Below are 24,189 nucleotides of genomic sequence, written 5' to 3'. Positions count from 1 at the left end.
CTCCAGCCAGAAAGCTGTCACGATGACCACGACCACCGTCGTTCACCTGCTCCGGCACGGCGAGGTGTACAACCCGGAGAGAGTTCTCTACGGACGGCTCCCCGGCTACCACCTGAGTGACCGGGGCCAGCAGATGGCGGAGATGGCCGCCGACTGGTTCGAGGGGCACGACATCGCGGCCCTGTTCTCCTCGCCGCTGGACCGCACCCAGGAGACCGCTGTCCCGCTCCAGAAGGCGTTCGACCTTCCGGTGACCCTGGACGACCGGCTCATCGAGTCGGACAACAAGTTCGAGGGAATGGCGCTGTCCGCGAGGTCCGCGCGCGACCCCCAGGTCCTGAGACGGCTCTACAACCCCTTCAAACCGTCCTGGGGCGAGCCCTATCAGGAGATCGTCAACCGAATGGTCGCGGTCATCAAGGCCGTTCGCCGGGCTGCCTGGGGCCGTGAGGCCGTGTGCGTCAGCCACCAGCTGCCGATCTGGACGGCCCGTCGCGCGGCCGAGAGCAAGCGCCTGTGGCACCGTCCCGACCAGCGCGAATGTAACCTGGCCAGCGTTACGTCGCTGACCTTCACCGATCAGAAGCTGGTCAGCGTCAGCTACGCGGAACCGGCCGCCGTGCTCTACGGTGGCGGTCCGTCGCTTCCCGGGGCGTGACCCGCTCCGGTTGCCCGTAGCGGTAAGCTTGGGCCACGGGTGCGGTAGACGTGCGTCTTGCGAGCGTCGTCCTCCCCGGGGTCCGCCCCGGTCGCACCGGCCACCCGCGTCGTGCGCGCGTGTGCCCGAGCGAGCCCAGCAACCGCATCCGAACCAGCAGGTGTTCGTCACCGGTGGTTCGGCATGTCCGTACTCACTCGTCAGCGAGAAGGTGATCCCATGGGTTCCGTCATCAAGAAGCGCCGTAAGCGGATGGCGAAGAAGAAGCACCGCAAGCTGCTCAAGCGCACGCGTGTCGCGCGTCGCAACAAGAAGTAGGACCGTTCGCGGCGTACGTCGTCTCTCCGCGGGCGAGGGCGGGCCAAGGCACGCCCCGGGCGCGGAGATACTTCACTTTCCCTGCCCGGCAGCCGCCGGAGCAACGGAATTTTCTGGGTGAACCACTGTTGTGTTTCACGGGTCGCGGTAGCCGGTTCACCCCATGCGGGTGAACGGTCCGCGGGCCTACCGGACAACCACCGTCTCCTTCCAAGGAACGTGTCGCCATGGCTCGTGTCGTACTCGTCACCGGGGTGTCCAGCCCCCTCGCCGCCGGGGTCGCCCAGACCCTCGGCAAGGAGCCCGGTGTGCACCGGGTGATCGGCGCGGACTCCGCCCCGCCACCGAGCGGGACCACGGGGGTCGAGTACCAGCACGTCGACCTGCATGACGGCAGCCTGGACCGGATCGTCGCCGAGTCCGGCGCCGAACTGGTCCTGCATCTGGGCCTGGACACACTGAAGGGCCCCAACCGGGAGGACGACCTCCTGGGCACCATGAGGGTCCTGGGCGCCGCCCAGCGCTCCTCCACGGTCCGGCGCCTGGTGGTGCGCTCCAGCGCGACCCTGGACGCCGACGACGCGGCTGAGGTCGAACGGCACACCCAGGGCCTCCAGCGCCGCCGCCCGGACCTGTCCGTGGTCGTCCTCAGGTTCGCCAACCTCATCGGACCGTCCGTGGACACCCCCCTCACCCGTTACATGGACTCCCGGGTCGTGCCCACCGTCATGGGCCGCGACCCGCGCGTGCAGTTCCTGCACGAGGACGACGGTGCCGAGGCGCTGGTGCGGATGGCACTCAGCGACCGGACCGGCTCCTTCGACGTCTCAGCGGCCGACGCCGTCCCGCTCTCGCACTGCCTGCGCCGCATCGGCGGCCAGCGGTTGCCGGTCCCGGCACGCGGCCTCAGGGTGCTGCGCGGTGTGGCCAAGCACGGTCGGATCGACTACGCCAGCTCCAGCGCCGCCCGTGCGGCGGGCGCCGGCCTGACCGCCTCCAGACTGGACCCGGAACCGCTCTGCAGCGCCCTGGACTGGGCGCCCTCCTACAGTTCGGTCGAGGCGTTCGAGGCCTACGCGCACAGCCGCGGCGGCTCTCCTCGCGGTGCCGGGCTGCGCCCGGTCCACGTCTTCGCCCTGGCCCGCGCCACACTCGGCCGCTAGGCGGCGCCTCTGGGGCGCACAGGGGGCCGAAAACCCCCGCGCCGGGACATTGTCGGCCTCGCCGGCCAGAGCTCCGTCAGTGCGTGCTGAGGGCTCTGCGGTGCCTGACCGCGCGCATCGCCACGGCCCCGGCGACGGCGCCCGCCACGGCGGCGGGCAGGGCCACCTTCAGTGCCGCCCGGTGCCTGCGGAAGTCGTGGACCGGCCACTCGTGGGCGCGCGCGTACCGGCGCAGGTCCCCGTCCGGGTTGACCGCGTGCGGGTCACCGACCTGGGAGAGCAGCGGGAGGTCGTTCGAGGAGTCGCTGTAGGCCGAGCAGGCCCCCAGGTCCCAGCCTTCCTTCCGCGCCAGCGCGCGCACCGCCACGGCCTTGGCCGGGCCGTGCAGCAGGTCGCCGTTGAGCCGGCCCGTGTACACCCCGTCGATGCTCTCCGCCTCGGTCCCCAGCGCGCCGGTGAGCCCCAGCTTCCGGCGGATGATCTCCGCCAGCTCCACCGGGGTGGCGGTGACCAGCCACACCGGCCGTCCGGCGTCCAGGTGTCCCTGCACGAGTGCGCGGGTGCCCTCCCAGATCCGGCTGGCCATGGTGTCGTCGTAGATCTCCTCGCACAGGTTGACCAGGTCGTCCACGTCGTGCCCGGCCACGAAGGCCAGCGCCGCCTCACGCGCGGCGTTGATGTGCTCGGGCTGTTCGCTGCCGGTCACCCGGAACACCGTCTGACCCCAGGCGAACCGCATCAGGTCACGGGTGGTGAACAGGTCGCGTGAGGCCAGCCCGCGGGCGAAGTGGTAGATCGACGCGCCGCGCATCAGTGTGTTGTCCACGTCGAAGAAAGCGGCTCCGGGGCCGACCGGCTTCGGGGAAACGGCGTCGTGTGACACGGTTCTCTCCTGGCTTGGGTGGGGGAGGCGGCCCTCCGGTGTCCGGGGTGGCGCTCCCCGCGTACTGCAGCCTACGACCACCCGTGGGTCCGGTGGGGTCGCTGTACGACAGCGTCAGGGTGGGTGAGGAAGATCACAGTGTCGAACCCGGGTTTGGCCTCCACTCTGCGGGATCTTCCCTGAGACTGTCCCGTCAAAAGTGCACGCTGTGCATATCCACCCGTCGGCGTGCAGCATCATTGTCGAGATGGTCACGGTAGGACTGACATTCATAAGCGCGTTGGTGGGCTGGAGCGCCACCGCCGCGCTGACCGCGTATGCCCAGCGCCGCCCCAGTGTCGCCGCGATCGCTTGGCTGGTCGCCGCCCTGGGCGTCACCGTCGGACTCAGCGCCGCGGTGATCGGTGTGCTGTTCGACTTCGGGGAACTGACCTTCCGGCTGCTGCACATCGGTATCAGCCTGATAGGTCCGCTCTTCGTGGCCTGGGGCGCCTTCGAGTACGCCGTCCGTTCGCCGAACGGCCGCTTCACCGTGCGCCTGTTCATGAGCGCCCTGACCATCGTCCCCCTCGTGGTGCTGAGCGTCGACCGCATCAGCGGCCGGTTCGACGCCGCCTTCCCGCCGCTGGGCGCGCACTACGACCTGATCCCCCGCGCGCTGGTGAACGGTGCGCAGGGCTTCGCCGCACTCCTTCTCGTCCTCGTGTTCGTCGCCGTCCTGCGGCGCGGGACTCGTGGTCCGGGCACGACCGACCTGGCGGTGCTGGGCCTGCTCGTCCTCACCGTGCTCCTGTCCGTCGTGGTCGGCCGCGCGGGGCTGGGCGCCCTCGGCCCGCTGCTGATGCTCGGCGCGGTCTCCTCCCTCTGGGGCGCCGGGGCGTTGGCGGCCAGGCCGCGTCGCGACCTCTACGACGATGACGACTACTACGACGACGAGTACGACGACGAAGACGACGAACTCGACGACGAACCCCAGGAGCAGCCCGTGCGCCGCAAGCGCCGCAACGCCGACCCCTACGACGACCTCTACGGGGACGCGCCCACGGCTCCGCCCGCCAAGCTGCGCGGCGTCATCACGATCTACACGCTCGGCGAGGGGCAGGGGGACGGGTTCGACCAGCTCGCCAACGCCGTCGTCGCGGAGGTCGCCAAGCGTGAGCCGGACACCCTGCTGTTCGCCGCGCACACCGTGCCGAGCGCGCCCCTCCAGCGCATCGTCTACGCGATCTACCGGGACGAGCTCGCCCAGGAGGAGCACGAGCGGCAGCCGCACACCATGGAGTTCACCCGCCTGCTGTCCAGGCACGTGGTGGCCACCAACGTGATCGAGCTCTCCCTCTCCGGTGCCGCGGCCAACGACGGCCTCGCCGCCATGCTGATGCCCCGCTGAGCAGCGGTTCCGTGGCGCACGAACCCCCGGCGCGGACCGGGGCCTGCGCCGCCACCGCCGGGGCGCGCCCCGCGGGCGCAACCGATTCCGGGCAGCCTGCGTCCCATCCAGGGTGAAGTAACCTTCCCTACGGGTTTTTCATGACCGGCACCCGTCGGGTGCCGTTGGCGTGTGACCGAGACCGGCCGGATGACCCAGCCGACAGGCGCGCCGGAGCGAAAGAAAGTGTGCTGGGATTCCGATGCGTAAATTTCTTGTCGTCCTCCTGATCCTTCTCGCCGTGCTGGTGGTGGCGGCTGACGTCGGGGCGCGTTCGTTCGCGCAGAACACCCTGGCCGAGCGCCTGGCCCAGCAGATGGAGATGTCCGAGGAACCGGAGGTGTCCATCGAGGGCTGGGCCTTCCTCCCGCAGGTGGTCGGCGGGACCTACACCGAGGTCAACATCCGGGCGGCCAGCGCGACCATGAGCGGGGTGACGGTCGAGAGGGTCGACGCGACCGCCTCCGACGTCGAGGCGCCGCTGAGCGAACTCATGGACCAGCCCACGGTGACCGCGGGCCGGGTCGACGGCTCCTTCGTGGTCCCCTACGCCTACTTCAATCCGCACCTGCCCGAGGGCATGACCATCAGCACCCAGGACGGCGAGCCCCGCATCAGCGGCGAGCTGGCCATCCCCGAGCTGGGCATCAGCGCCCCGGTCTCCGCGGGCGGCGAGTTCACCGTCGACGGCGACAACCTCTCCGTCACCCCGGTCGACATCCAGGTGGGCGACGCCCCCATCGACGTCAGCGGCGCTGTCGCGGGCATGCTGACCTTCAGCGCCCAGGTGCCCGGCCTGCCCTTCGGGCTGACCGTCACGGACATGGAGGCGACCTCCAGCGGCCTCAAGGTCACCGGTACCGGCAACGACGTCCCCCTGATGGGTTCCGAGGCCGCCTGATGAAACCGGACGCCGAACGGCTCGGCGCCGACGTGCTCGGCGCCGAGCTGGGCACGAGGGCCACCCTCGTGCAGGTCTCCAGTGCCTTCTGCCAGCCCTGCCGGGCCACCCGCCGCATCCTGGGGGAGGTGGCGGACATGGTCGAGGGCGTGGCGCACCTGGAGATCGACGCCGAGTCCAGGCTCGACCTGGTGCGGAGCCTGGAGATCCTCGGGACCCCCACGGTGTTCGTGCTCGACGCCTCCGGCCGGGTCGTCCGTCGCGCCCAGGGCCAACCCCGCAAGGCCGACGTGATCGCGGCGCTCGGTGAAGCGGTGCTCTGACCGGCGGACCGGCGGGCCGGGGCGAGCCGCTGCCGGGGCCCGCGCCCGGGCCTGTGGCGCCGGGTCTGCCGTCTCACGGAGTGAAACAGCCGTCTTGTGATCCAGGCCACCAGTGACAAGAGCACGGTCCGGCCTGTAGCGTCTGGGACGTGACTTCCTTGACGAGCGCGTATCTGACGAAGCGACGTGCGGTGGACTTCTGCCGCGTCGCCGCCGCGCTCTGTCCGTGTCCCTAGGGCGGAGGGGCCCTTTCGGCCCCCGCTCGCTGCCGTGCGACCGGACCCTCTCCGAGCACACGACCGGATGACCGACGACGGCTCCGGGACACCGACTCCCACGAACGGCCCTCCGACCTCCAACGGACGGTTCTCCTGGATGTCCGCGCCCCGAAGACCGCCGAGGACGCCCGGTCACGTGCCCGAACGGATCGCCGCCGCGACCGCCCTTCCCAACGCGTAGTGCTTCCCCCCGCCGCCCGGCCCCGCGCCGGAGGTGAACGGTGACCGGACGGTTGCCGCCCTCTTCCGGGGAAGCCGCCTGAAACCCCTGCTTCCGGGCACCGCCTCCCGGAACGCGACGCACCGACCGCACCGCACTTCAAACACAGGAGGTTCCCCATGAGCCGATCCGACGTCCTTGTGGACGCCGACTGGGTGGAGGCTCACCTGGACGACGCCAACGTCGTTCTGGTCGAGGTGGACGAGGACACGTCCGCCTACGACAAGGGCCACATCCCCGGCGCCGTCAAGATCGACTGGAAGACGGACCTCCAGGACCCGGTCCGCCGGGACTTCGTCGACCGGACCGGTTTCGAGAAGCTGCTGTCCGCCAAGGGCATCGGCAACGACGACCAGGTCATCCTGTACGGCGGCAACAACAACTGGTTCGCCGCCTACGCCTACTGGTACTTCAAGCTCTACGGCCACGAGAACGTCCGCCTGCTGGACGGCGGCCGCAAGAAGTGGGAGCTCGACTCCCGCGAGCTCGTCGAGGAGGTCCCGGAGCGGGCCGCCACCGAGTACCGGGCCAAGGAGCAGGACTCCTCGATCCGTGCCTTCCGCGACGAGGTCGTCGACGCCATCGGCGCCAAGGACCTGGTCGACGTCCGCTCGCCCGACGAGTTCACCGGCAAGCTGCTGGCCCCCGCGCACCTGCCGCAGGAGACCTCGCAGCGCCCGGGCCACATCCCGACCGCGCGCAACATCCCGTGGGCCAAGACGGCCAACGAGGACGGCACCTTCAAGACCGCCGACGAGCTGCGCGAGCTCTACACCGAGGCCGGGGTGGACCTCGACAAGGAGATCATCGCCTACTGCCGTATCGGCGAGCGCTCCTCGCACACCTGGTTCGCCCTGCACGAGATCATCGGGCTGGAGAACGTGAAGAACTACGATGGTTCCTGGACCGAGTACGGCTCCCTGGTGGGCGTGCCGGTCGAGCTCGGAGAGGCGGAGGCCAAGTGAGCGACAGCTGCGGAGCACCCGAGGGCGGCGTGGCCCTGGCCGACGTCGACGCCGGCAACCAGGCGGTCATCCAGGGCACGGTGACCCGTGACGGTCAGCCCCTGCGCGGCGCCTACGCCCGACTGCTGAACGAGTCCGACGACTTCGTCGGCGAGGTCGCCACCGGGGACGAGGGCACCTTCCGCTTCTTCGCGGCCGACGGTGCCTGGAAGGTGCGAGTGCTGGCCTCCAAGGGCTTCACCGGCGAGTACCCGGTCACGGCCGAGGTCGGCAAGGTCATCGACATCCAGGTCCAGGCCTGACCGCACGGGGTCGAGCCGCTGAGGGCTGACACCACCGAGCGCACCCGGCGCCGGTGCCGACGGAGTGATCCGTCCGGCACCGGCGCCGTGCCGTTTCTCCGGGCCTTCGGGGCCGCGGGGCTCATCGCTCCCGGGACGGCGGGGTCTCCTCCTCGGGGGCCTCGTACCGGGCGGCCAGGTCCAGGTTGATCTCGATCGCCCGGGCACTCCGCCCGAGCACGTGGACCCGGTGGACCGGCACGGCCAGGGCCGGCAGGAGGAGCCCCGCGGCCAGGACGAGTGCTGTCTCCGGGGCGAGCCTGTCGGTCAGGGCGAGGAACCCGGCGAACAACGGAGCGAGGAACACCACGTTCCAGGCCGCCCAGGGGTTCTCCCAATCCTCGTAGGTCTGCGCGGCCCAGTGGCACACCAACAGGGCGGTCCTGGGGCTACGCGCCCGCTCTCCCCGCCGGATGACGCGTGCGGCGCGCCGGTGGCGCTGCGCGATGTGCGGACCGACCCCCTCGCGTCGGTGTTCGTCGAGGTGCCGACCGGCGCCGAAACCCCTCGCGGCCCCCGCCACCCGGAACGGCGCGTGCCCGTGGAGCCGGTTCCAGACCACGTCCGCCACCGTGCACACGAACACCCCCGTCGCAGCGGTGGCCAGCAGCACGTCGAGGGCCGTCTCGGCCAGCTCGGACCAGTTCACCCCGGCCCCTCCTTCTCCGGTGCCGCGGACCTGTCGGACCCGGCGCACGGGCCCCGGTCGCTCCGGGGCGGCGGGTCGGGGGCCTGGGCGGCGAGCGCCTCATTGGCCTCGATCGCCCTACGGGCCGGCGGCAGGTCCCGGCGCCGTTTCACGGGGTGGTACACCGCGAAGACGGTCAACGGGAGCAGGAGTGCGTACAGGACACCGGCGGGAACGCGCCCGCCCAGGACCATCTGGCCGAGGTTGAGGAGTATCGCCGAGACGAACAGGACGTGCCCGTACGGAAGCCAGGGGTTCTCCCACACGCGCAGGAGCTCACGTGCCGTGGCCACCGTCAGCCGGGCCCGCTCGGGGTCGGGCGCGGTCTCGCCGGAGCGGACGTAGGGCCCGACCCGGCGTCGCTCCGCCGCGGGAGGGGCCTGCGCGGCCAGTTCCCGCTGCCTCCGGTTCGGGCGGTCGTGCCGCCGGTTCCACCGGGAGCCCAGGGCCATGCACACTGCCGCGGCGACGAGGACCGTGAACGCGGCGACCAAGAACATGTGGTGCAGGAGTTCTGAGGAGAGGATCGGTTCCGAGATGGGGGTTCACTCCCCTGGAGTGACGGGTTCGTTGTTCCTCGGTTCCCTGTTCCCATGCCCGAACGGATGTCGTCGGACACCGGTGCCGCCGCGGGGTTCCGTGCGGGTTCGGGACGAGGAGTTTTCCACAGGCGGCGGTTGGGGCTGGCAAGCGGTGGACGGCCCTGCTTCACTGATGATCAAGGTCATGCCGTTCGGAGCGGCCGGGCGCCCCGGTGCCCGACTCCGGCACGGTCGGCCCGCGGTAAGCACGCCGGGAGCCGCTCCCAGTCCCCGACCCCCGATCCGGTGGCCGGAGCCCCGCGTGAAGGATTCCCGGCGGTTCCTCTCTCCCGCCGGTCAGGAGGTGTTCGGACGGTGCCCACACCACGGTCGTCGGCGACTGCGGCCAGCACGCCCCGGGGCGAGACGGGACGCACCTACATCGGCTGGCGGCACAGGATCGTGCTTCCACCGCCGGGTCCCGCCCCGCGCCGCCCCGCGCCCGCGGACTCCGAGGCGCTCAGCGAGGAGTGGGTCGCGGGACAGCTCGACAGCGAGGCGCGGACCAACCGGCCGCTCTACTTCACCCTGGCGGGGCTCGGGCTCCTCACCCTGGCCTTCCCGCTGCTGTGGAACCTGCGGATCCTGCCGGGCAGCCTGGCCCTGGGCGGGGTGCTGGCCTGTACGGCGATCGCCGCACCGGTGGTCTTCGCCCTCGTGCAGAGCCGGCAGGTCATGGCCGACCGGCTCGCCCGGGCCAAGGAGCGGCTGGCCGAGGAGCGGGCCGAACGCGAGCGGGTCCTGCACGAACAGCAGCGCCGACACGCGCACCGGTACACCGAGTGGCGGGCCGCCGCGCGCGCCTACGAGGCCCAGCCGCGCTGGTACGGACTGACCGTGCCCTCCGGGACCTCGGCGGTGCTCGTGGTCGGCGGCACCGACGCCGGCTGGTCGGCGCTTCTCACCACCATCGGGGTGTCCCGGCTCCGGGAGGGCGGTGACCTCACCGTCGTCGACCTCACCGGCCGTTCCGTCGCCCGTGAACTCGTCAACCTGGCCCGGCGCTGCGCGGTGGAACCCCGCCGGTGGGTGCTCCCGGCCGACCTGCCCAGGATGACCCTGGGCACCAACCTGGACGCCGGTCAGCGCGCCCGGATCCTCTCCGCGGTTGCCGCCGCCTCCGGTCAGCTCGAGGACGTGGACGCCGACGAGACCCTGCTGCTGCGGTTGCTGGAGGTGCTCGGCCCCGGCGTCGGCATCGCCCGGCTCATCGGAGGGCTGCGCGCCCTGGTGACCCCGCAGGAGGACGCCGCCGAGGACGACCCGGCCCTGGCCCTGCTCACCCAGGAGGAGCGCCTCCGGGTCCGTGCCCGCTGCGCCGACGACCCGGGGGTGCGCGAGCGGGCCTGGGCGCTGGAGAACCGGCTCAGCCCCTTCGAGGCGGTCGGTACTCGCGCCGACGACGGCGCCTACGCACAGGTCAAGATCATCTCCACGGACCGGGCCTCGGGGCGGGCCGCGGCCCGGGTCTACGGGACCTACGCCGTGGCCGCGCTCAGTGAGCTGCTGGAGACCCGCGCGCCCGAACCGTCCCCAGCCGCCGGCCGGGGACGCGGAGCCGGGCCGGGCCGGACCCGCAGCGTGGTCGTCTGCGGGGCCGAGACGCTCCCCGACGAGGAGGTGGACCAGGTTCTCGGCGCCGCCGCGGAGGGCGGGGTGGAGGTGGTCCTGATGTTTGGCACCGCGGTGCCCGCCGCCCTGGAACGCTTCACCGACCCCGCCTGTCTGCCGGTCGTGATGCGCCAATCGGACAGGGCCGAGGAGGTCGGGAAGGCGGTCGCCACCGCCGCCGGGGGAGCGGCGGACCCGCAGCGCCTGGAACTGCACCGGCTCACCGAGGTGATCGGTGACGAGGTGGCCGGGCCGGCCGTCGGGCCGGACGTCTCCGAACCCGGTGAGAGCGTTGACGGGGAGCCCCTCTTCCCCTCCCCGCACACCGAGTCCGGCGCCCTCATCCGCAACGCGGCCGCCGCGGTCGCCCCGCTCGACCTGGTCCGTCATGTGAGATCTGCCACGGCCTGGGGGCGTGTCACCGCCCGGACCGAAGGAGCCGACACCCCCGTCCGGATCCAGGCGCAGGAGAGACCGGACGTTCGCACCAGCGGGCTGGACGCCGAGGCGCTGCGGGGGCTGCCGCACACCGCGGCTCTGGTCCTGGCCCCCGACGGCCCGGTCGTCGCCGACACCAACCCGGGTATCCTCACCCTGTCCACGGCCACCCTGGCCACGGTGGAGGGCTCCCGGAACACCGGTTCGGGCGGGGGTGTCGGGCACAGTGGTGTCACCGACGGCACCGACGGCACCGACGGCACCGACGGCACCGACGGCACCGACGGGGATCCGGGGAACGGGCGGCGCCCGCCGGAGGTCAGACCCCGGATCGTGCCGCCGGGCGGGGCCGTGCAGGCCGACACGCCCCAGAAGCCGAACGGGGTCGACGGCAGGCAGGCCCCGGACCCGGTGCGGACCGTCGACCTGTCCGACCCGGAGCGGGTCCCGCCCAATCTCGGGCCGCCACCCGAGCGTTTGGACTGGCGGGTCTGAGGGTCGGTGGACAATAGGCTTGGCCCGACACATCGCCCGCCGCCGAAGTGTGTTCGTGCGGGTGATCTAGCGATCGTGGAGATTTGATGAGCGAGCTTCCCTTGCGCGCCCAACTGGCCTCGGTACTGGGCAGGAGCGCAGCCAGCCTGTCCAGGGCCACCGGACGCGGAGACGGCTCCGTCATCGGTGGGCGCGTCGCCCTCAAGGTCGAACCGGACCTGCTCGCCAAGCTCGCCCAGGGCCGACGCCTGGCCCTGGTCAGCGCGACCAACGGAAAGACGACCACGACCCGGCTCATCGCGCAGGCCCTGCGCGAGTACGGCGACGTGGCCACCAACGAGCACGGCGCGAACATGCCCACCGGGCACATCACGGCCCTGGCCGACAACAAGGCGGCGGTCAACGGTGTGCTGGAGGTGGACGAGAAGTACCTCCCGCAGGTCCTCAAGGCCACCAACCCCGCCTTCGTGGTCCTGATGAACCTGAGCCGCGACCAGATGGACCGCGCCTCGGAGATCAACCTGCTCGCGAAGAAGTGGCGCACCGCCCTCTCGCAGACCAACACCCACGTCATCGCCAACGCCGACGACCCGCTCGTGGCCTGGGCCGGGCTGGGCGCCCCCAACGCCACCTGGGTGTCGGCCGGGCAGCGCTGGAAGGAGGACTCCTGGTGCTGCCCCGAGTGCGGCGGTCACCTCAAGCGCGAGGTCGACCCGTACTGGGAGTGCCCCGAGTGCGGCCTGGCGCGTCCCCGGACCGCCTGGGAGGTGGACAACGCCGACGACTCCCTGGTCGTCCCCGGTGGTCAGCGGATCAAGCTCCGGATGAACCTTCCCGGTGACGCGAACCGCGCCAACGCGGCGATCGCCGCGGCCACCGCGGCCGGTTACGGTATGCACCCCGAACGCACCATCGAACGGCTGCGCGAGGTCACGTCGGTGGCCGGGCGCTACACCTCCGTGGTCACCATGGGGGTCGAGGTCCGCCTGCTGCTCGCCAAGAACCCGGCCGGGTGGCTGGAGTCCTTCGCGGTCCTGGACCCGCCCCGGGTCCCCGTGATCCTCGCGGTCAACGCGCAGATCCCCGACGGCAAGGACACCTCCTGGCTGTGGGACGTGGACTACACGGTCCTGCGCGACCGGAGGGTGTTCGTCATGGGTGAGCGCCGCACGGACCTGGCGCTGCGCCTGGAGACCGACGGGGTGCCCTTCGAGGTCGCCGACCGCGTGGACGAGGTGCTGGGCCGGCTCAAGGCCGAGCGCCCCGACATCACCAAGGTCGACGTCATCGCCAACTACACAGCCTTCCAGCAGATCCGCACGGCGTACGGCCGCGTCCAGTAGGGGAGACACACATGTCGAACACCAGCAGCGCCCTGCGGATCGTGTGGATCTACCCCGATCTGCTCAGCACCTACGGGGACCAGGGCAACGTCCTCATCCTCAAGCGCCGCGCCGAGCTGCGCGGCATCCCCACCGAGATCGTGCACGTGCACTCCAGCGACCCGGTGCCCGAGCAGGGCGACATCTACCTGCTCGGCGGCGGCGAGGACCGGCCGCAGATCCTGGCCGCCGAACGCCTGCGCGCCGACGGCGGGCTGGCCCGGGCCGCCGCGCGCGGCGCGTGCGTGTTCGCGGTCTGCGCGGGATACCAGATCATCGGGGAGAGCTACGGCGACGACGAGTCCAACCCGCTTCCCGGGGTGGGCATCCTCGACATCCGCAGTGGCCGCGGCCAGACCCGCGCCGTGGGCGAGATCGTCGCCGACGTCGATCCGGCCCTGGGCGTCGGCCGGATCACCGGCTTCGAGAACCACCAGGGCCGTACCGTGATCGGCCCGCAGGCCCGTGCGCTGTCCACCACGGTGAAGGGCATCGGCAACGACGACCACACCGAGGGCGCCTACCAGGGTCAGGTTCTGGGCACCTACCTGCACGGCCCGGCCCTGCCGCGCAACCCGGAGCTGGCCGATCTGCTGCTGCGCTGGCGTGTGGGCCAGCTGAACCCGCTGCCCGCCTCCTGGGGCGAGCGCCTGCACGACGAGCGCCTGACCGCCGCCCTGCGCTAGCGGAGTGCTCGGTCACGTGTGAGCCCGGTGCGGGGGCCTCCCCGCACCGGGCTCCGTCGTCTCCGCGGGTGCCTCGCGGCGTGTGACGGCTCACGCGCTTCGGCGGCTCACGCGGTTCGACGGGGCAGGCAGTTGATCGCGTGCGCTCCGGTCTCCTCGTCGCGTTCGATGCCGTGGATCCCGGTGCCGAACCCGGGAAAGGAGCGTTCCTGCTCCTCCATCGCCCTCAGGTAGCGCAGGCGTGCCCCGTCAACGGGACCTGTCCGTTCCCCCGGCAGCAGCAGAGGGATCCCCGGAGGTGTGGCCACGACGGTGGAAGCGGCGACCCGGTCGGCTGCCTGCGCGAGCGGTACCCGGTCGACCTCGCCCCGGCGGACGCGGCGGTGGCACTCCGCCGGGGTGAGGGGGGCTTCCGGTAGTTCGGTGAAGGCCAGGTCCAACAGGCGGGTCAGGCCCGCTCGCTCGTAGTGCGCGTGCAGCTTCGAACACAGCTCGGGCAGGGTCAGTCCGGCGTAGTGCGAAGGATGGCGTCTGGCCAGGTCGGGGAGGGCCTCGATCATCGGCGCCCGGTCGTCGTACAGGTCCTTGAAGTGCTGGAGGGCCCTGAGCAGCCCCAGGCTCTTGGCTCGGGTGTTGCCCAGGGAGAACAGGACGAGGATCGTGTAGGCACTCGTCTTCTCCACCATGATCCGCTGGGCCTCCAGATAGGCGGCCAGCACCGGCGCCGGGATTCCCCAAGCACCGTCGTCTCCACCGAAACGTGCGCCCGGGCACACGATGGTGACCTTGAGGGGGTCGAGCATGCAGTAGCCGCTCTCCAACCCCTGGAAGCCGTGCCAGTCGGCGTCGGGTTCGAGTTCCCAGCAACGGTTTTCGGAGACGAGGAGTTCCAGGGGCGCCTCGGCGAAGGGCAGGCGGTTCCCGGATGCGGGGTCGGGGACGTCCGGGGGCTGCCACAGGTCGAAGAACCAACGGGAGGTGCCTCCGTCCGGGGAATCGCGGAGTCTCAGGAAGGCCTGTCGGAAACGGATCGCCTCGTGTATCGCGTCGTCGACCAGGTTGTGCCCCGAAGGACCGTCCAGCATCCCCGTGGCCACGTCGAGCGAGGCGATCATCGGGTAGAGCGGCGATGTGCTGGCGTGCATCACGTAGGTCTCGTTCAGCTGCTCGACGGACACCGGGGCGCGTGGCGCCGAACGCACGTGCAGCATGGCGCCCTGGGAGATCGACGCCAGGACCTTGTGGGTGGACTGTGTGCTGAACACCGTCGGTCTTTCCGGCCCGGGAAGGGACTCGGAGTGCACGGACATGCCGTACCGACGACGGTAGAGGGGGTGGAAGCGGGCGTAACCGAACCACGCCTCGTCGAAGTGCACGCGGCCGGTGGTCCGGGACAGGAGTTCGCTGACCCGGACGGCGTCGTAGCACACCCCGTCGTAGGTCGAGTTGGTCACCACGGCCATCCGCGCACCGGAGTCCGCTCCCGTGTTCGGGGCGTCCAGCCGTGCCGGTGTGACAGGGCCGATCAGCCCCAACCGGTTGCGGGTGGGGAGCACGTACACCGGCTGGGCGCCGCTGATGACGAGCGCGTGCACGATCGCCTTGTGGCAGTTGCGGTCGACCAGCACCGTGTCCTCCGGTGCGAGGCAGTGATGGCCGACGATCCGATCGGCTGACGAGGTGCCGTTGAGAACGAAGAACGTGAAATCGGAACCGAACACGCGTGCGGCATTGCGTTCCGCTGCGCCGATCGGGCCCTGGTGTTCGAGAAGGGAGCCGAGGCCGGGAGCGGATACCGAGAGGTCGGTGCGGAAGAGTTTCTCGCCGTAGTATTCGAAGAAAGCGCGTCCGACGGTGGACTTGAGGAAGGCGACGCCGCCGGCGTGCCCGGGTGTGTGCCAGGAATAGGGTTTTCCCCGGTCGAACTCCACCAGTGCCTGAAAGAACGGGGGCAGGTGGGGCAGGGACGAGTCCTCGACCGCCGCGCTGATCCGTCCCGCGATGAAGTCGGCGGTGTCCTCCTCGGGGAGGACGTAGCCGGCCACGGTACGACCGGGGAGGAGGGGTTCCAGATCCGTCGCATCCGGGGACGGGGCGAGGAAGATCGGGACGCCGTGGTGGCGGGGCATCGAGCGGTCCAGCAGTGCGAACCACTCGGCCTGTGGCCTGCCTCCCGAGGCGGCGGCCGTGTCGATCACCAGGGCGGCCGCGCTCGGCAGCACGTCCGGCCTGCTCAGGAGCTCTTCCGGTGATCCGGCCCAGGTGACCGCGAAACCCCGTTCTGCCAATGATTGGGCCACATAGTGAAATCTGTGTTCGTCCGGTCCTGCGATGAGAACGTTTCTGAACCGCAATAGTTCCCCGGTGCTGTGAGGTCGGCCAGGTGGGTCTTTTCTTTTATCCCCTCGGAATCAGGCATGAATCATGTCGCCGTGGACACACTTTTCTTTCCGAGGCCCGGCTGTTCTGTTATTGATTTTTGGAAGTCTTCTTTGTGCTGTTGGTCTGCTTCTGGGACGGTTTCTTTCTCCTGGGTCCGGGCCGGGGCCGGAGGCGCGTTCGGCCACCGGGTCCCAGGCGGGGCGCGACCCGTCCTCCCCGGTCCCTGGTCCCGGGGCCCGTCGGCTTCTGGCGGCAGGGAGGGACCCGGTCCGGAATGTCCCGGGCGTGATCCGCGTCTCAGTGGTATGAGTACGAGTGATCCCCGTCCGCCGTCACCGGGGCGGGTCTCCACGGTGGTACGCGTCCTCGCGATCCCCGTGGCCGTGATCCTCGCCGGGGCGGCGTTCGCGGTCACCCTGCTCGCGCTGAGCTCGCTCTCCCTGCCGAACGTCCAGGTGGTGCTCGGGGAGGAGGAGTCGTCCTCCGGCCCCGCGTCCGCACCGGAGCCGCCGGAACGGAGCGAACCCGGGGCCGAGGAGGCCGAACCGGAGGGTTCCGAGCCCGAACCGGCCCCGGAACCCGCGGAGCCGCGGACCCCGGCGGAACCCGACTCCGTCCCGCCCTCCTCCTATGACGGGGCCACCACGGCGGTCGGCGTCTTCCGGGTCCACGTCGAGACGGCCTACACCGACCCCACCGTCACCAACGGCAGGGGTTCCTACGCCGAGGCCCCGTCCGGCTGGGAGTACCACATCTACCGGCTCAACGTCACCAACGAGGGCTCTTCTCCGGCAATCTTCGACAGCTCGGGAACGGTGGGCACGACCACGGACGGCCGGTCGTTCGGCAACGACATCGACGCCGAGCACACCGTCGCCTACGACTACTTCTGGGGTGAGATCGCTCCGGGCGCGACCGTCACCACGCACATCATGTTCCTGGCTCCGGTCGGCACCGAGTTCGCGCACGTCCTGGTCTCCGGGCAGAGCGACCTGCGCCCCGGCTGAGCCGGACCCCTCCCGGCGGCTGAATGAGCCGGGTCCTCTCCCGTCCGGGGCGCTCCGGCTACCTCGGCTTGCGGCGGAAGTCGTCGAGCTTGGCGTTGGCTCCGGTGTCCGGGTCCACGATGACCTCCTGGCCCGCGGCGATGCCGTCGACGACCAGGTCCGCGTCGACCGGGGCGGTGCGCTTGACCAACCCGAGGGCGATCGGGCCCAGCTCGTGGTGACGGGCGGAGGTGCCCACCCGGCCGACCCTGCGTCCGCCCAGTTCGATGTCGCTGCCCACCTTCGGCAGACGTTCGGCGGTCCCGTCCAGGTGCAGCATCACCAGGCGGCGCGGCGGGCGGCCCAGGTTGTGCACGCGCGCCACCGTCTCCTGGCCCGGGTAGCACCCCTTCTCCAGGTGCACGGCGGAGCCGATCCAGGCCATCTCGTGCGGAATGGCGCGGTCGTCGGAGTCCAGCCCGGGGCGGGCCCGGTGCGCGGCGATCCGGTGGGCCTCGTAGGGCCACATCCCCGCCGGACGGGCCCCGGCGGCGGTGAGCTTCTCCGCGGTGGCGACGAGGTCGCCCGAGGGCACGAACAGGTCGGTCTGGTCCCCGGTGTCCCGGGTGGCCGCGGCCTCGACCGCGCCCGCGGCCTTGGAGCGGTCCGGGCCGAGCACGGTCAGCACGGCGAAGGAGTCGGAGAGGTCCTCGACCTCCACCCGCAGCATGAACACCATGGAGTCCAGGAACTCCGCCAGCGCGGGGCCGCCGCCGGGCTCGGTGTGGATCCACGTCGCCTCACCGTCGTCCACCAGGGACAGGTGGTGGCGCAGGTGCCCCCGGGTGTCCAGGACCAGGGACTCGGTGGCGGTTCCAGGGGTGAGGTCCCGGGTCAACTGGCTGGTGATGTCGTTGAGCCAGCCCAGGCGGTCGGGCCCGCTCACCCGCACCACGCCCCGGTTGCTCCGGTCCACCCAGGCGCTCGAACGTTCGATCGCACGTGCTTCGTGGGAGGGGTCGCCGTAGTGCGCGGCGACGTCGGAGTCGGGGCTGTCGGCGCTCACGGCACCGGGTGTGGTCAGCAGCGGCGAAGTCATACCGCAGAGGTTATCCGGCCCGGCAAACGCTCCGAGGGCACGGCTCTGACCTGGGGATACAGATCACAGAAAATCACTTGCCGCAGCCCGGCGACGGCACGTACCTTCAAAGGCACGCAGGAAAGGAGGTGGTCCAAGAGATGGTTGATTCTAGGACTGGCGAGGTGTTCGTCCGCTAGGGCGACGCTGAGCATTCGCTCGACGTCGCTCGTGCGAATCCCAGACGGACACCCGAACCCCGGGCTGCCGGACCTTGTCCGATCCGGCCCCGCACGACGCGGGAGACAGCCCGGGGTTCGTCCTGTCCGCTTCCGGCCCGTTCGGGGCCCTCGCGTTGCTTCCGTCCTACTTCCCGCCGGCCTTCTTGAGCTGTGCGGACATGTAGGAGCGCAGGTCGTGGCCGCGCGCGGCCAGGTCCCAGGCGTAGCCCAGGGTGTCGCGGTTGTCGCCGAACAGCCCGTAGAGGCGGTGCGAGGCCTTGACCTCCAGGCCGGTGATGGTGTGCATCACCGCGTTGGTGGCCATCTCCACCCGGTTCGCGAACACGTTGCCCAGGTAGGACTCGATGAACCCCTCGTTGTGGGCGATCAGCACTTCCAGGTGGATGATGTTCTTGTCGTCGTCCTTGGCGTACTGGGCGGTGTCCTCCTCCGACAGGGCGCGCCAGTAGCCGGACTCCTCCGTGATGAGCTCACCGAGCGTGCCGTCGGCCTTCATCCGCCAGGCCCGGCTCCGATAGTCCAGATAGGGCATACCGTCCCTGACGGTGAACTCGACCTCCTGCCCGAACTGGAGCTCTTCCTCGTCGGCGTAACCGGCGACGCCGACGCCCTCCCAGCGCCCGAACAGGAACGACAGTTTCTCCAGATCGGGGTGTACCTCAGCGTCCATAACCATCGAGACTAGCGGTGACCGGGGAGTGTCGGTGACGCCCACGCGCGGGCGCCCTGCGGGCAACCGGTGAGCCTTGGACTGGACATGCCCAATTGGCCCGGCTTTCCCGGAGAACTGGTAAAGATTGTCAGCAGACACGGTGCGGTCACAGGGGCTCTGCACCCGCCGTTGTCGTCGACCTCCTACTCGCTTCCAAAGGGGCTGCCTGTGTTAATGGTGATCGGTGTGGCGCTGCTCGCCATCGCGGCGGTCCTCCTGCCGCTGGCCGTCATCGGGCTGCGCCGCTGGCTGCGGCAACGGGGGCTCGCACAGCTCCTCCCCAGTGCCCTCGCGGCCCGTGAGGGCCAGCGGGTGACCCTGACCGGTGTGGCCGCCCCCGGTCCCGCCGGGCCCATCGAGTCCGGTCTGGCCGGGGCCGAGTGCGTGTGGCACGGCCACGAGGTGCTCCGCCACTACCGGCCGCTCGCCCGTGACCAGGCCGATGGCGCGGTCAGCGAGCGCGCCTGCGACTCGATCGCCGACTACGGTTCCGAGGACCTCTTCGGCCTGGTCGCCGAGGGCCGGTCCGGTCAGTCCGAGCGCGTCTACGTGGCACCCGGGGGCGCCGAGCCGCGGGACGCGGAACTGTGCCTCAAACGCCTGGTCGGCCGCCCCCAGCCCGGGGTCGCGGCCGCCGCCGACGACCTCCTGCCCCGGGTCCGGGGCAGGATCTCCGGTGTCTTCCGCGGCGAGACCATCGAGTTCGAGTACCGCGAGTGGATCATTCGTCCGGGCGCCCGCCTGCGCGTCACCGGACAGGTCCGGGTGCGGGACGGCCGGGTGGTGCTGGTCGCGCCGGAGGGCGGTTCCCTCAGCGTCGAGCACGGGGTGCAAGAGCGCCAGGCCCGGGTCTCGCCCCGCCGGAGGGAGGCGCTCCTGCTACTGGTCGCCTTCGCCGTCTGCGCGATCGCGGGCGCGATCGTCACCGCCGCCGCGTTCTCAGTAGGCTGACGGCATGACTCGCTCCCTGGTGATCAAGGTCACTGCCGGTGCTGATGCCCCCGAGCGCTGCAACCAGGCCTTCACGGTCGCGGCTGCGGCCGTCGCGAGCGGGGTCGAGGTTTCGCTCTGGCTGACCGGGGAATCCGCGTGGTTCGCGCTGCCCGGCCGGGCCGATGACTTCGAGCTCCCGCACGCGGCCCCGCTCCAGGACCTGTTGGCCGCCGTGCTCGCCGCCGGGCGCGTCACCGTGTGCACCCAGTGCGCGGCCCGCCGGAACCTCGGCCAGGGGGACCTGATCGAGGGCGTGCGCATCGCGGGCGCGGCCGCCTTCGTCGAGGAGAGCATCCGGGACGGGGCCCAGGCCCTGGTCTACTGAGGCCCGCTGACCCGCTGACCCGCTGACCCGCTGACCCGCTGACCCGCTGACCCGCTGCCCCGCTGACCCGCTGACCCGCTGGTCCGGCTGCCGCCCGGGCGTCCCACCCATCCCCGGAACGGCCGCGCCCGCACCGCCTGGTGGCGGCACGGGCGCGGGAGGGTGGTCCGGGCTACTTCTTGCCCTGGTTGGCGACGGCCTCGATGGCGGCCTTGGCGGCCTCCGGGTCGAGGTAGGTGCCGCCCGGGTTGGTCGGCTCGAACTGGTCGTTCAGCTCGTACACCAGCGGGATGCCGGTGGGGATGTTCAGCCCGGCGATGTCGGTGTCACTGACCCCGTCCAGGTGCTTGACCAGCGCGCGCAGCGAGTTGCCGTGCGCGGCGACCAGCACGGTCCGGCCGGCGGCCAGGTCCGGGACGATGCTGTCGTACCAGTACGGCAGGGCGCGGTCGAGGACGTCCTTGAGGCACTCGGTGCGGGGGAGCAGCTCCGGCGGGAGCAGCCCGTAGCGCTTCTCCCCGGCCTGGGAGTAGGGGTCGTCGTCGGCGATGGGCGGCGGGGGCGTGTCGTAGGAGCGGCGCCAGGTCATGAACTGGTCCTCGCCGTACTCCTCCCGGGTCTGCGCCTTGTCCTTGCCCTGGAGGGCGCCGTAGTGGCGCTCGTTGAGGCGCCAGGAGCGCTCGACCGGCAGCCAGTGCAGGTCGGCGGTCTCCAGCGCGAGGTTCGCGGTGCGGATCGCGCGCTTGAGCAGCGAGGTGTGCAGAACGTCCGGGGTCACCCCGGCGTCCTTCAGGAGTTCGCCGCCGCGGCGGGCCTCCTCCTCGCCCTGCGCGGACAGGTCCACGTCCACCCAGCCGGTGAACAGACCCTTGGCGTTCCAGACGCTCTCGCCGTGTCGAAGCAGTACCAGAGTTCCCATGGGGACCAGCCTAGCCAGCCGCCTCCACTGCTCCTCCCCCGGCTCGCACCCTTGCTCCGCCGGCCCGTCCGGGCCGGGGCCCGCACGGGTCTACCGGTCGTCCCCGGTCTCGGCCAGGTGGGCGAAGGCCCTCAGGTTGCGGGTGTCGTGACCGCGGTCGGTCCGCCACTTCCACTCCTTGCGGATCGCCGAGGCGAAGCCGAGCTCCAGCGCGGTGTTGAAGTTCTCGTCCGAGTAGGTGAGCACACAGCCCAGCAGGCGGTCCACCTCCTGCGGGGTCACCCCGCCCAACGGCAGACGGCCCCGGAGGTACACGTCGCCGACCTCGTCGGAGGCGAACGCCATCCCGTAGGTGTCCGAGTTGCGCCGGGTCAGCCACTGGTAGAACGCGGCGTGGTTCTCGTCGGGCCGGCGGCAGAAGAACGAGGTCAGGGTGAGGCTGTGCGGTCCGGCCTCCAACCACACCATGGTCTTCAGCTTGGCCGTTCCGGGGATCGTGACCAGGAAAGAACCTTCGCGCGGGCGCTCGACCTCCAGCCCGGCCTCCGTCACCGCTTCGGAGATCGCCCTGATCGCGCTCTCGCGTACCGATTCCGTTCCCACGTTCTCCCCTCTCGTTCCTTCGGCGCCGTCCGCCGCCCGGTCCGTTCCGCCTGCCCGGCCCACGGCCGTCACCGGCACGCGGCCATCCGGAGCCCGCACGGGGCGGGGGCGGGGGCGAGGGCGTCCCGGTAGGCGTCCAACAGCTCGTCCACGGTTCGCGACCACCCCAGGGTGGCGGCGTGCCCGGGTGCCGCTCCGGCCAGCTTGGCACGCCAGGCCGGTTCGTTGATCATCCGGTCCAGCTCCGCGGCGTAGTGCTTCGGGTCGTGCCCCTCGACCAGGACCCCGGAGACCCCCGCGGACACCGCGGTGGTCAGCCCGCCCACCCGGGCGGCCAGCACCGGGGTGCCGCAGGCCTGGGACTCCACGGCGACCAGGCCGAAGGACTCGGAGTAGGACGGCACCACGGTCACGGTCGCGGCCCGGTAGTAGTCGGCCAGCCGACGGCGGTTCTGCGGCGGTTCCACCCGCACCACGTCGGCCACGCCCAGCGAGCGGGCGAGGTCGGCGAGCAGGCCGGGTTCGCGTCTGCCCTCGCCGGACAGCCCGCCGACGATTCCCACCACCAGGCGGGAGCGCAGCGACGGGTCGCGTTCGAGGAGTTCGGCGGCGGCCCGGATGAGCACGTCCGGGGCCTTCAGCCGCTGGAGGCGGCCCACGAACAGCAGCAGTTCGGCATCGCGGGGCAGACCGATCCGCCGCAGCGCCTCGGTGCGGGAACCGGGGGTGAAGGTCTCCAGGTCGACGCCGGGCGGGATGGTGCTGATCTGTTCGCTGCGGGCACCGTAGAAGCCGGTGAGCTGGCGCGCCTCGTCGTCGGTGTTGGCGATGAGCCGGTCGGCCTGGCGGACCAGTTGGTCCTCGCCCCGGACCCGCGCCTCCGGCTCGGGGGCGTCGCCCGCGGCGAGCGCGGCGTTCTTGACCCGGGCCATCGTGTGCATGGACTGCACCATCGGCACACCCCAGCGCCGGGCGGCCACCACGCCGGCCCGGCCGGACAGCCAGTAGTGGCCGTGCACGAGGTCGTAGTGGCCCGGAGCGCCCTGGGCCTCGGCGCGCAGCATCCCGAAGATGAATGGGCACAGGTGGTCGGCGAGGGCGTTCTTGTCGAGGTGGCCGTAGGGGCCGGCGGGCACGTGCCGCACGTTCACGCCCGGCGCGAGCTCGACCACCGGGGGGAGCTCGGGGCTGGTCGCACGGGTGAACACGTCCACGGCCACGTTGCGTTCGGCCATCCTGCGGGCCACCTCGACCACGTAGACGTTGAGCCCTCCGGCGTCACCGGTGCCGGGCTGGTCGAGGGGGGAGGTGTGCAGGCTGACGGTCGCGATCCTCGAGGGAACCGACGCCTGATCTCCCAACGGAACGGATCCGGACACCGGTGGTCCCTCCAGTTCGTGCGTACAAGCCGTAGTCGTCAACAGCGACGAAGGTACACACTGTTCCCCACCGGACAGTCCGAGGGGGCCGGGGTTGACCCGGGCCGGGTCACGGCCTGGCGGACCACCCGGCCACCAGGAAGTCCACGGTTTCGGGGAAGGTGCGCTTCCACGTGTCCAGGTCGTGGCCGCCCCGGGGGTGGAGCGTGGCGACCGTCATACCCCGCTCCTCGAGCAGTCCGGCGAACCGTTCGGCCTCGCCGTGGATGCTCCCCCGCTGGAGCGGGGTGTGGTCCCGGCGCCCCTCCACCAGCATGAACCGGAGGTCGCGCACCTCCTCCCGGTCCAACAGCAGGTCGGGGGAGTGCGGGTCGGTGTCCCCGCCGAAGGTGCCGTGGGGGTCGTCGACCCGGAAGTACCCGGCCCAGCTCACCACCTGGGAGTAGAGGTCGGGGTTGCGCAGGGCCAGGGCGGCGGCGCCGTAGCCGCCCATGGAGAAACCGCCGATGGCCCGCAGCGAGTCGGGGCGGGGGTGTTCACCCTCCACCGCGGCCACGACGGGGCCGGTGACGAAGCTCTCCAGCGCGAACCGGCTGTCGTGGGCGTCGCCCCACTCGGTGTTGGTGCCGCCGGTCTCCTGCCCGTAGGGGGCGGCGATGACGAACTCGACCCCCGAACGGCACATCTGCCGGTCCAGGAGGCTGCCCAGGTCCGCCTCCATCAGGGTGCGGTGGGTGGAGGCGGAGCCGTGCAGCAGGTAGAGCACGGGCAGGTCGGCGCTGTCCAGGCCGGGCGGGCGCCGGATCCACAGGGGGCGCCCGCCTTCGGGTGCGCCGGGGTCGGCCAGGGTGACGACCTCGTTCCTGCCGGGTTCCTCGCAGACCGCGACCTGGCCCGGGCGGGGGATCGGTGCCGGCGTGGAGTCCGCGGCCGGCGGGAGGCGCGCGTGCCCGTGGGCCAGCTCGGGTCCGGCGGTGTTCAGGTGGCCGGTGATCCGCTCGACCAGCAGTTCCGGGGACGTGGTGGCCAGGGACGCCGCGATCAGGATGACGGCGCAGGAGGAGACGAGCACGGTGGCGCGTCGGGGGAAGGAGGCGAACACGTCGGAACCTCGCGGGTCGGGGGCAGCCGGGAACCGCGTTCTACACGGCCAGGAATGTGACCCACTGTAGTTGAACGTGATCTGTGTGTGTGGAAAATACGACGTGCC

25 protein-coding genes are annotated in these 24,189 nt (G+C 71.3%); 15 read left to right on the top strand and 10 right to left on the bottom strand.

All coding sequences use genetic code 11. The features are described 5' to 3' along the window. Positions 1 to 22 precede the first annotated feature (22 nt). The 3 genes from ACUKCB_RS18880 (at position 23) to ACUKCB_RS18870 (ending at position 2,139) form a co-directional block, all read left to right on the top strand. Positions 23 to 658: a histidine phosphatase family protein gene (locus tag ACUKCB_RS18880; RefSeq protein WP_473036917.1), complete on the top strand. Its 636-nt coding sequence runs from the start codon at positions 23 to 25 to the stop codon at positions 656 to 658. A 219-nt stretch (positions 659 to 877) separates the two neighbouring features. Then, positions 878 to 976: a 30S ribosomal protein bS22 gene (locus ACUKCB_RS18875; protein WP_013155353.1), complete on the top strand. Its 99-nt coding sequence runs from the start codon at positions 878 to 880 to the stop codon at positions 974 to 976. 227 nt (positions 977 to 1,203) lie between these two features. After that, on the top strand, positions 1,204 to 2,139 hold the full coding sequence (locus tag ACUKCB_RS18870; protein ID WP_473036916.1) for an NAD-dependent epimerase/dehydratase family protein: 936 nt from the start codon (positions 1,204 to 1,206) through the stop codon (positions 2,137 to 2,139). A gap of 76 nt (positions 2,140 to 2,215) precedes the next feature. Here the strand turns inward: ACUKCB_RS18870 and ACUKCB_RS18865 are convergent, their stop codons facing one another. Beyond that, the gene (locus ACUKCB_RS18865; protein ID WP_452540714.1) at positions 2,216 to 3,022 is read right to left on the bottom strand and encodes an HAD family hydrolase; all 807 of its coding nucleotides are present in this window, start codon (positions 3,020 to 3,022) and stop codon (positions 2,216 to 2,218) included. A gap of 247 nt (positions 3,023 to 3,269) precedes the next feature. Here ACUKCB_RS18865 and ACUKCB_RS18860 point away from each other — a divergent pair, with 247 nt between their 5' ends. The 6 genes from ACUKCB_RS18860 (at position 3,270) to ACUKCB_RS18835 (ending at position 7,440) form a co-directional block, all read left to right on the top strand. Next, positions 3,270 to 4,412: a putative quinol monooxygenase gene (locus ACUKCB_RS18860; protein WP_473041070.1), complete on the top strand. Its 1,143-nt coding sequence runs from the start codon at positions 3,270 to 3,272 to the stop codon at positions 4,410 to 4,412. Between the two features lie 241 nt (positions 4,413 to 4,653). Beyond that, entirely contained in the window at positions 4,654 to 5,352 is a 699-nt protein-coding gene (locus tag ACUKCB_RS18855; protein WP_473036915.1) for an LmeA family phospholipid-binding protein, read from the top strand. After that, the gene (locus tag ACUKCB_RS18850) at positions 5,352 to 5,675 is read left to right on the top strand and encodes a TlpA family protein disulfide reductase (RefSeq protein ID WP_473036914.1); all 324 of its coding nucleotides are present in this window, start codon (positions 5,352 to 5,354) and stop codon (positions 5,673 to 5,675) included. The genes ACUKCB_RS18855 and ACUKCB_RS18850 overlap by 1 nt, the downstream gene beginning before the upstream one ends. Before the next feature lie 149 nt (positions 5,676 to 5,824). Then, complete coding sequence (locus ACUKCB_RS18845; protein ID WP_355267795.1) at positions 5,825 to 5,911, top strand: putative leader peptide; 87 nt, start codon at positions 5,825 to 5,827, stop codon at positions 5,909 to 5,911. A 381-nt stretch (positions 5,912 to 6,292) separates the two neighbouring features. Then, positions 6,293 to 7,138, top strand: coding sequence for a sulfurtransferase (locus ACUKCB_RS18840; protein WP_191275304.1), 846 nt, complete (start codon positions 6,293 to 6,295; stop codon positions 7,136 to 7,138). Further along, a complete protein-coding gene (locus ACUKCB_RS18835) occupies positions 7,135 to 7,440 on the top strand; it encodes a DUF1416 domain-containing protein (protein WP_191275302.1) in 306 nt (101 codons plus the stop codon). Before ACUKCB_RS18840 ends, ACUKCB_RS18835 begins: the two co-directional genes overlap by 4 nt. Before the next feature lie 121 nt (positions 7,441 to 7,561). Here ACUKCB_RS18835 and ACUKCB_RS18830 read toward each other — a convergent pair whose 3' ends face one another. Then, positions 7,562 to 8,128 (bottom strand): ABC transporter permease, encoded by a 567-nt coding sequence (locus ACUKCB_RS18830; RefSeq protein WP_473036913.1) that lies wholly within the window; start codon positions 8,126 to 8,128, stop codon positions 7,562 to 7,564. Next, positions 8,125 to 8,667, bottom strand: coding sequence for a hypothetical protein (locus tag ACUKCB_RS18825; protein ID WP_473036912.1), 543 nt, complete (start codon positions 8,665 to 8,667; stop codon positions 8,125 to 8,127). Before ACUKCB_RS18825 ends, ACUKCB_RS18830 begins: the two co-directional genes overlap by 4 nt. 396 nt (positions 8,668 to 9,063) lie before the next feature. Between ACUKCB_RS18825 and ACUKCB_RS18820 the strand changes: the two genes are divergently transcribed. From ACUKCB_RS18820 to ACUKCB_RS18810, 3 genes are all read left to right on the top strand, one after another. Further along, entirely contained in the window at positions 9,064 to 11,292 is a 2,229-nt protein-coding gene (locus ACUKCB_RS18820) for a hypothetical protein (protein WP_473036911.1), read from the top strand. An 86-nt stretch (positions 11,293 to 11,378) separates the two neighbouring features. After that, positions 11,379 to 12,635, top strand: a complete 1,257-nt coding sequence (locus ACUKCB_RS18815) for a MurT ligase domain-containing protein (RefSeq protein ID WP_473036910.1) — start codon at positions 11,379 to 11,381, stop codon at positions 12,633 to 12,635. Between the two features lie 11 nt (positions 12,636 to 12,646). Next, complete coding sequence (locus ACUKCB_RS18810; RefSeq protein ID WP_473036909.1) at positions 12,647 to 13,360, top strand: type 1 glutamine amidotransferase; 714 nt, start codon at positions 12,647 to 12,649, stop codon at positions 13,358 to 13,360. 107 nt (positions 13,361 to 13,467) lie between these two features. Here ACUKCB_RS18810 and ACUKCB_RS18805 read toward each other — a convergent pair whose 3' ends face one another. Beyond that, positions 13,468 to 15,660: an Orn/Lys/Arg family decarboxylase gene (locus tag ACUKCB_RS18805; RefSeq protein ID WP_473036908.1), complete on the bottom strand. Its 2,193-nt coding sequence runs from the start codon at positions 15,658 to 15,660 to the stop codon at positions 13,468 to 13,470. A gap of 387 nt (positions 15,661 to 16,047) precedes the next feature. Here ACUKCB_RS18805 and ACUKCB_RS18800 point away from each other — a divergent pair, with 387 nt between their 5' ends. Continuing rightward, entirely contained in the window at positions 16,048 to 16,749 is a 702-nt protein-coding gene (locus ACUKCB_RS18800; RefSeq protein WP_473036907.1) for a DUF4352 domain-containing protein, read from the top strand. Positions 16,750 to 16,807: 58 nt separating this feature from the next. Here ACUKCB_RS18800 and ygfZ read toward each other — a convergent pair whose 3' ends face one another. Both ygfZ and ACUKCB_RS18790 read right to left on the bottom strand, forming a co-directional pair. Next, positions 16,808 to 17,827: a CAF17-like 4Fe-4S cluster assembly/insertion protein YgfZ gene (ygfZ, locus tag ACUKCB_RS18795; RefSeq protein WP_473036906.1), complete on the bottom strand. Its 1,020-nt coding sequence runs from the start codon at positions 17,825 to 17,827 to the stop codon at positions 16,808 to 16,810. A 345-nt stretch (positions 17,828 to 18,172) separates the two neighbouring features. Continuing rightward, entirely contained in the window at positions 18,173 to 18,718 is a 546-nt protein-coding gene (locus tag ACUKCB_RS18790) for a nitrobindin family protein (protein WP_473036905.1), read from the bottom strand. A 216-nt stretch (positions 18,719 to 18,934) separates the two neighbouring features. Between ACUKCB_RS18790 and ACUKCB_RS18785 the strand changes: the two genes are divergently transcribed. Both ACUKCB_RS18785 and ACUKCB_RS18780 read left to right on the top strand, forming a co-directional pair. After that, on the top strand, positions 18,935 to 19,711 hold the full coding sequence (locus ACUKCB_RS18785) for a GIDE domain-containing protein (RefSeq protein WP_473041069.1): 777 nt from the start codon (positions 18,935 to 18,937) through the stop codon (positions 19,709 to 19,711). 4 nt (positions 19,712 to 19,715) lie between these two features. Further along, a complete protein-coding gene (locus tag ACUKCB_RS18780; RefSeq protein ID WP_473036904.1) occupies positions 19,716 to 20,078 on the top strand; it encodes a DsrE family protein in 363 nt (120 codons plus the stop codon). Between the two features lie 172 nt (positions 20,079 to 20,250). Here ACUKCB_RS18780 and ACUKCB_RS18775 read toward each other — a convergent pair whose 3' ends face one another. The 4 genes from ACUKCB_RS18775 to ACUKCB_RS18760 form a co-directional block, all read right to left on the bottom strand. Beyond that, positions 20,251 to 20,997, bottom strand: coding sequence for a phosphoglyceromutase (locus tag ACUKCB_RS18775; RefSeq protein ID WP_473036903.1), 747 nt, complete (start codon positions 20,995 to 20,997; stop codon positions 20,251 to 20,253). 90 nt (positions 20,998 to 21,087) lie between these two features. Then, entirely contained in the window at positions 21,088 to 21,600 is a 513-nt protein-coding gene (locus ACUKCB_RS18770; protein ID WP_473036902.1) for a YbjN domain-containing protein, read from the bottom strand. 68 nt (positions 21,601 to 21,668) lie between these two features. After that, positions 21,669 to 22,979: a D-inositol-3-phosphate glycosyltransferase gene (gene mshA / locus ACUKCB_RS18765; protein WP_473036901.1), complete on the bottom strand. Its 1,311-nt coding sequence runs from the start codon at positions 22,977 to 22,979 to the stop codon at positions 21,669 to 21,671. Between the two features lie 109 nt (positions 22,980 to 23,088). Continuing rightward, positions 23,089 to 24,081: an alpha/beta hydrolase gene (locus tag ACUKCB_RS18760; RefSeq protein WP_473036900.1), complete on the bottom strand. Its 993-nt coding sequence runs from the start codon at positions 24,079 to 24,081 to the stop codon at positions 23,089 to 23,091. Positions 24,082 to 24,189: the final 108 nt, after the last annotated feature.

The organism is Nocardiopsis moroccensis, assembly GCF_055763695.1.
Note: the sequence above shows the minus strand (reverse complement) of the source record. Positions and strands in the feature narration are given on the sequence as shown.

Bases quoted from the DNA above. Each gene is read 5' to 3' on its own strand.
- ACUKCB_RS18880 (WP_473036917.1), top strand. From the start codon at position 23: ATGACCACGACCACCGTCGTTCACCTGCTCCGGCACGGCGAGGTGTAC.
- ACUKCB_RS18875 (WP_013155353.1), top strand. From the start codon at position 878: ATGGGTTCCGTCATCAAGAAGCGCCGTAAGCGGATGGCGAAGAAGAAG.
- ACUKCB_RS18870 (WP_473036916.1), top strand. From the start codon at position 1,204: ATGGCTCGTGTCGTACTCGTCACCGGGGTGTCCAGCCCCCTCGCCGCC.
- ACUKCB_RS18860 (WP_473041070.1), top strand. From the start codon at position 3,270: ATGGTCACGGTAGGACTGACATTCATAAGCGCGTTGGTGGGCTGGAGC.
- ACUKCB_RS18855 (WP_473036915.1), top strand. From the start codon at position 4,654: ATGCGTAAATTTCTTGTCGTCCTCCTGATCCTTCTCGCCGTGCTGGTG.
- ACUKCB_RS18850 (WP_473036914.1), top strand. From the start codon at position 5,352: ATGAAACCGGACGCCGAACGGCTCGGCGCCGACGTGCTCGGCGCCGAG.
- ACUKCB_RS18840 (WP_191275304.1), top strand. From the start codon at position 6,293: ATGAGCCGATCCGACGTCCTTGTGGACGCCGACTGGGTGGAGGCTCAC.
- ACUKCB_RS18825 (WP_473036912.1), bottom strand. From the start codon at position 8,667: ATGTTCTTGGTCGCCGCGTTCACGGTCCTCGTCGCCGCGGCAGTGTGC.
- ACUKCB_RS18815 (WP_473036910.1), top strand. From the start codon at position 11,379: ATGAGCGAGCTTCCCTTGCGCGCCCAACTGGCCTCGGTACTGGGCAGG.
- ACUKCB_RS18810 (WP_473036909.1), top strand. From the start codon at position 12,647: ATGTCGAACACCAGCAGCGCCCTGCGGATCGTGTGGATCTACCCCGAT.
- ACUKCB_RS18800 (WP_473036907.1), top strand. From the start codon at position 16,048: ATGAGTACGAGTGATCCCCGTCCGCCGTCACCGGGGCGGGTCTCCACG.
- ygfZ (WP_473036906.1), bottom strand. From the start codon at position 17,827: ATGACTTCGCCGCTGCTGACCACACCCGGTGCCGTGAGCGCCGACAGC.
- ACUKCB_RS18790 (WP_473036905.1), bottom strand. From the start codon at position 18,718: ATGGACGCTGAGGTACACCCCGATCTGGAGAAACTGTCGTTCCTGTTC.
- ACUKCB_RS18785 (WP_473041069.1), top strand. From the start codon at position 18,935: ATGGTGATCGGTGTGGCGCTGCTCGCCATCGCGGCGGTCCTCCTGCCG.
- ACUKCB_RS18780 (WP_473036904.1), top strand. From the start codon at position 19,716: ATGACTCGCTCCCTGGTGATCAAGGTCACTGCCGGTGCTGATGCCCCC.
- ACUKCB_RS18775 (WP_473036903.1), bottom strand. From the start codon at position 20,997: ATGGGAACTCTGGTACTGCTTCGACACGGCGAGAGCGTCTGGAACGCC.